The organism is Paenibacillus sp. 79R4 (assembly GCF_013393165.1).
Classification (GTDB): Bacteria; Bacillota; Bacilli; order Paenibacillales; family Paenibacillaceae; genus Fontibacillus.
In genome coordinates, this window is sequence record NZ_QJOT01000045.1 from 1 (window position 1) to 407 (window position 407).

General features: G+C 47.2%; 3 tRNA genes. All 3 read left to right on the forward strand.

The features are described from left to right. The first annotated feature begins 124 nt into the window (after positions 1–124). The 3 genes from DMN77_RS23580 (at position 125) to DMN77_RS23590 (ending at position 401) form a co-directional block, all read left to right on the forward strand. A tRNA-Asn gene (locus DMN77_RS23580) sits at positions 125–200 on the forward strand. Between the two features lie 4 nt (positions 201–204). Continuing rightward, a tRNA-Ser gene (locus DMN77_RS23585) sits at positions 205–296 on the forward strand. Positions 297–326: 30 nt separating this feature from the next. Beyond that, a tRNA-Glu gene (locus DMN77_RS23590) sits at positions 327–401 on the forward strand. Positions 402–407 lie beyond the last annotated feature (6 nt).

The following is a 407-nucleotide window of genomic DNA, read 5'->3' on the forward strand; positions in this document are numbered from 1 at the left end:
TGGAAGTGCAGCAATGTATGGAGCTGACAGGTACTAATCGGTCGAGGGCTTATCCAAAAACATCTAAATATGCAAAATAAGTTTCGTATCCAGTTTTCAGGTGATCAAGCCTGATAGTTAATGTTCCCTGATAGCTCAGTTGGTAGAGCACTCGACTGTTAATCGAGTTGTCACAGGTTCGAGTCCTGTTCGGGGAGCCATTATGGAGAGGTGTCCGAGTTGGCCGAAGGAGCACGATTGGAAATCGTGTAGGCGTCACAAGCGTCTCGAGGGTTCGAATCCCTCTCTCTCCGCCATAATTATTTTGTATGTTATATTTAATGTAAGGCCCGTTGGTCAAGGGGTTAAGACACCTCCCTTTCACGGAGGTAACAGGGGTTCGAATCCCCTACGGGTCACCAAGTATG